The sequence below is a fragment of the Streptomyces sp. NPDC102467 genome (assembly GCF_044765445.1).
In the GTDB taxonomy this organism is placed as follows: domain Bacteria; phylum Actinomycetota; class Actinomycetes; order Streptomycetales; family Streptomycetaceae; genus Streptomyces.
Genome location: NZ_JBIWKA010000060.1, coordinates 1 through 4071 on the forward strand (window position 1 = coordinate 1; position 4071 = coordinate 4071).

Below are 4071 nucleotides of genomic sequence, written 5' to 3' on the forward strand. Positions count from 1 at the left end.
GCTCCAGTACCGCCCCGGCGTCCTCAACGGTTGCCTCATCGGCACCGGTCTCCAGCCCGAGCCGCCATGACGACACCACGCATTCAAGGTCAGTAAGCGGTTCGTCCGCGTGGAACGAATCGGGGGCACCAGGCAGACCGTCGTTTCCGACCGGGCCCGGCTCGACTTCCACGCGTGGGGGTCCACGGAAGCCGAAGCCCACGACCTATGCGCGCCCGTGCGGGGACTCATCGGGGCGATTCCCGGAGTCCGCGGCGGAGTGACGGTCTACAGCGTGGCGGAAGTCGGGGGCCCGCAGTGGCTTCCCGATGACCAGAGTTCACAGCCGCGCTATGCGTTTGCTGCGGAAATCCATATGCGCGGGAAACCCCTCTAGCGAGAGGGCACTTTTCTCAACCCGTCATCGTCAAGGAAGTCGCGTGCGCTCTCAGTAAATACAGCAAGGTGCTTCTTGGCGTCATTCGTCCCGCCCCGAATTTGTCGCAGCACATCGTCTGCGTCACCGGGCGCGTTTTCCATGAGCGTGATACTTACCCACCCCGTGAGCATACAGACTTGCTGAACGCTAGCCTCGAATTCTTCTCCACACTTAGCTACAGCTTTCGGGCCCAAGAGAGATACCTCTACGAATGCGGATGTGACGGCGTTTTCGAGTACGGATAGTTCCTCGTAGAAATCGTCGTCGAACACTGTAGCCAGGGGAATGGTTGGCCGAGTAAGAGGCTCGCCTGAATATTCGCTAAAAGTGGGAATGGCGAGATCATCCAGAAACTTCACTAGTTTCCCCCCAGAGGTGATCAGGTCTCTATAGGCGACTTCTCGAACCCCATTTCTCTCGCGTCGGTGTTCTGCCCGTGAGGCTATTAGCGCTCCCTCGCGCTGAAACCATCCGGCGGCCAATGAGGCGCCAATTGTGGCAAGGGAACCGACTGCTGCACCGGTTACTGCGGCCAATCCTGCGTCCATGACGCGGGACCTTACAGCCACCCTACGTACGGCGTGGCTGATTCCACCAAATCAACTCCGAGGGGACACCTATGCCTCTTAACGCCAACGCTGTTCGCGTGGCTATCACCGGTGCCGCTTATGTGGCTCCGCTCGACTCCACCAAGCCGACCGATGCGGCTACCCCGTGGCCCGACACCGCTACCGATATCGGATGGATTTCCGATGACGGGATTACCGAATCCAACTCCGCGGACACCACGGAAATCAAGGGGTGGCAGGGCGGGCAGACCGTCCGAAAGGTCATCAGCTCGTCTGAGGTGACTTACAAGTTCACCGCCATTGAGACGAGCAAGACCGTTCTTGAGCTGTACCACAAGGGTTCCAAGGTGGTCACCACGAGCGGTAAGAGCGTGCTTGCCATTAAGGCGCCGGGCCCGGACCGCCGACAGTTCGGATTCGACGTTATCGACGGGAACTCTCACGTTCGCATTGTGATCCCGGACGGCGAAGTCAGCGAGACCGGCGATATCACGTACAAGGGAGATGAGGCTATTGCCTACGAACTCACCGTGACGGCTTATCCCGGTGCGGACGGAACGGTTGCCATCAAGTGGCGGCAGGCCACCCGCGATCCCGACGTCGTGCGGGCCATGCTCGAGGACTACCGGGCCGGCCTCACCATCGACCGCCAGCACGAGGAGACCGACCGGAACGCCGGCAAACGCATCAAGTGCCCGACGCTGATCCTCTGGTCACTCCGGGACAACCTGGAAGACCTTCATGGCGATCCCGTCGCGATCTGGCGCCGGTGGGCAACCAATATCCGCGGACACGGTATCGACGCAGGCCACCATGTCGCCGAACAGGCCCCAGCCGTCCTGGCCTGCGCCCTCGCTGACTTCTGAACCGCCCCGGGTTTGATGGAGATCATCAAGACCCGGAAGGATGCCGATCATGGCTGCTCCCCGTAAGTACCCCGACAAACTGCGTGAACGCGCGACGCGTCTGGCCGTCGAGGCCCGCAAGGACCCGGCCGGCCGGGCCGGTGCGATCAAGCGCACTGCCGACCAGTTGGACGTGCACCCCGAGGCCCTGCGGGGGTGGGTCAAGCGGGCCGAGATCGACGAGAGCACCGTTGCCGGGACCTCCAGTGCGGAGGCCGCCCGGATCGCTGAGCTGGAGCGGGAGGTGAAGGAACTGCGGCGGGCGAACGCGATATTGAAGTCCGCCTCGGCTTTCTTCGCCGCGGAGCTGGACCGTCCACTGCGCTGAAGGTCGCCTACATCGACCAGCACAAGGAGACGTTCGGCGTCCAGCCGATCTGTGATGTCCTCGCGGAGAAGGACGCGCCGATCGCGCCGAGCACCTACTACGCCGCCCACACCCGCCCGCCGTCGGCCCGCACCTTGCGCGATGAGCAACTCACCGAACACATACGCCAGATCCATACCGACAACTACGGCGTCTACGGCGCCCGCAAGGTCCATGCCGCCCTGGTCCGTGGCGGAGTCCAGGTGGCCCGCTGCACTGTCGAACGCCTCATGCGCCGGGCGGGACTGCGCGGAGTGATCCGGGCCAAGAGCCCACGCACCACCCGGCCCGCCCCCGAGACCGACCGTCCAGCCGACCTGGTCGAGCGGCAGTTCACCGCAACTGCCCCCAACCAGCTGTGGGTCGCAGACATCACTTACGTCAGAACATTCTCCGGCTGGGTCTACGCGGCCTTCGTCATCGACGTGTTCTCCCGCATGGTCGTCGGCTGGCAGGTCGCCACCAGCCTCTACACCGACCTCGCTCTGGACACGCTGGAGATGGCGATCTGGCGACGCCGGCACACCGGCGCCGACCTGGCCGGCCTCACCCATCACTCCGACCGCGGAGTCCAATATCGTGCTATTCGCTACACCGAACGCCTCGCCGACGAGGCGGCCGTGGCCTCGGTCGGATCCAAGGGCGACTCGTATGACAACGCCCTCGCCGAGGCGTTCAACAGCCTCTTCAAGGCCGAGCTGATCCGCAACAAGGGACCGTGGACGTCCGTCAACGACGTCGAGATCGCGGTCGCCGAGTACATCGACTGGTTCAACCAGCGACGCCTGCACGGCGAGCTCGGACACGTCACCCCCGCCGAGCACGAGGCCGCCCACTACGCGGCCGAACCCCCTGCGTCACTCCAGGAAACCAGTTAACTCACTCTCCACAAAACCCGGTGCTTGACAGGATGTGGGTGGAGACGTTCACCGGACTGCGGCTGGATCAGTTCGGGCGGCTGCTGAAAGTGGTGCGGGAGCGGGGTGGCAACGGCACCTTGCGGGGGCGGCCGTGGAGTCTCCCGCTGGCCGAACGCGTGCTGGTCGTCGCGGTGTACTACCGCACGAACCTGACCATGCGGCAGTTGGCGCCGCTGTTCGGGATCTCCTCCTCGACCGTGTGCCGGGTGATCCAGCGGCTCGGACCGCTGCTGGCACTGGAGCCCGTCTCCCGTCCCACCGACGGCGCGGACCGTCTCTGGATCGTGGACGGCACCCTGATCCCGGTCCGAGACCGGCACCTCGGCACCTCGTCGCGCAACTACCGCTTCTCGGCGAATGTGCAGGTCATCGTCGATGCCGACACCCGCCTCGTGATCGCCGCAGCCCGGCCGGTGCCGGGCACCACCGCGGACGCGCACGCCTGGCGGAACTCGGGCCTGGCCGAGCACTGCGCGGGCGTGACCGTGCTCGGCGACGGGGCCTACCTCAACTGCGGCATGGTCGTACCGCACCGCAAACGCCCCCGACGGCCGCTGCTGCCGGGCGAGGAGGACGACAACGCCGCCCACCGCAAGGTCCGTGCCCGGGTCGAGCACGTGATCGGCCGGATGAAGAACTACAAGATCCTCCGCGACTGCCGGCAACACGGCAACGGCCTCCACCACGCCGTCCAGGCCATCGCCCAGATGCACAACCTCGCCCTCGCATCATGACCAGAGAACCGTCTTCACAGGCTCCGACCTGCCCGAACACGGCCTTGTGCAACACCCTTTAGGGGCAATGCTGTTGCTTTACGGGCTGGCGGGTTGGGGTCGTTGGATGCGGACGGCTTGAACGCCGGCGCGGGCGGGCTGGGGCCAGTTCTGGTGTT

Annotated in this window: 4 protein-coding genes; 3 read left to right on the forward strand and 1 reads right to left on the reverse strand. The window is 64.8% G+C overall.

Annotated elements, in window-relative coordinates; all coding sequences use genetic code 11:
• Positions 1 to 372 precede the first annotated feature (372 nt).
• On the reverse strand, positions 373 to 966 hold the full coding sequence (locus tag ACIREE_RS42540) for a hypothetical protein (RefSeq protein ID WP_404164953.1): 594 nt from the start codon (positions 964 to 966) through the stop codon (positions 373 to 375).
• Positions 967 to 1064: 98 nt separating this feature from the next.
• On the opposite strand from ACIREE_RS42540, the gene ACIREE_RS42545 reads away from it, so the two are divergent.
• The 3 genes from ACIREE_RS42545 (at position 1065) to ACIREE_RS42555 (ending at position 3913) form a co-directional block, all read left to right on the forward strand.
• Positions 1065 to 1853: an alpha/beta fold hydrolase gene (locus tag ACIREE_RS42545; protein WP_404164955.1), complete on the forward strand. Its 789-nt coding sequence runs from the start codon at positions 1065 to 1067 to the stop codon at positions 1851 to 1853.
• 49 nt (positions 1854 to 1902) lie between these two features.
• Positions 1903 to 3137 (forward strand): IS3 family transposase gene (locus tag ACIREE_RS42550; protein ID WP_404164956.1). Its coding sequence is split into 2 segments (ribosomal slippage): positions 1903 to 2182 and positions 2182 to 3137, totalling 1236 coding nucleotides; the frame shifts between segments, so codons are not numbered across the junction.
• A gap of 32 nt (positions 3138 to 3169) precedes the next feature.
• The gene (locus tag ACIREE_RS42555) at positions 3170 to 3913 is read left to right on the forward strand and encodes a transposase family protein (protein ID WP_404164958.1); all 744 of its coding nucleotides are present in this window, start codon (positions 3170 to 3172) and stop codon (positions 3911 to 3913) included.
• Positions 3914 to 4071: the final 158 nt, after the last annotated feature.

What these genes read in the sequence shown, in the direction of transcription:
- ACIREE_RS42540 (WP_404164953.1), bottom strand. Translation starts at nt 966, where the DNA reads ATGGACGCAGGATTGGCCGCAGTAACCGGTGCAGCAGTCGGTTCCCTT.
- ACIREE_RS42555 (WP_404164958.1), top strand. Translation starts at nt 3,170, where the DNA reads ATGTGGGTGGAGACGTTCACCGGACTGCGGCTGGATCAGTTCGGGCGG.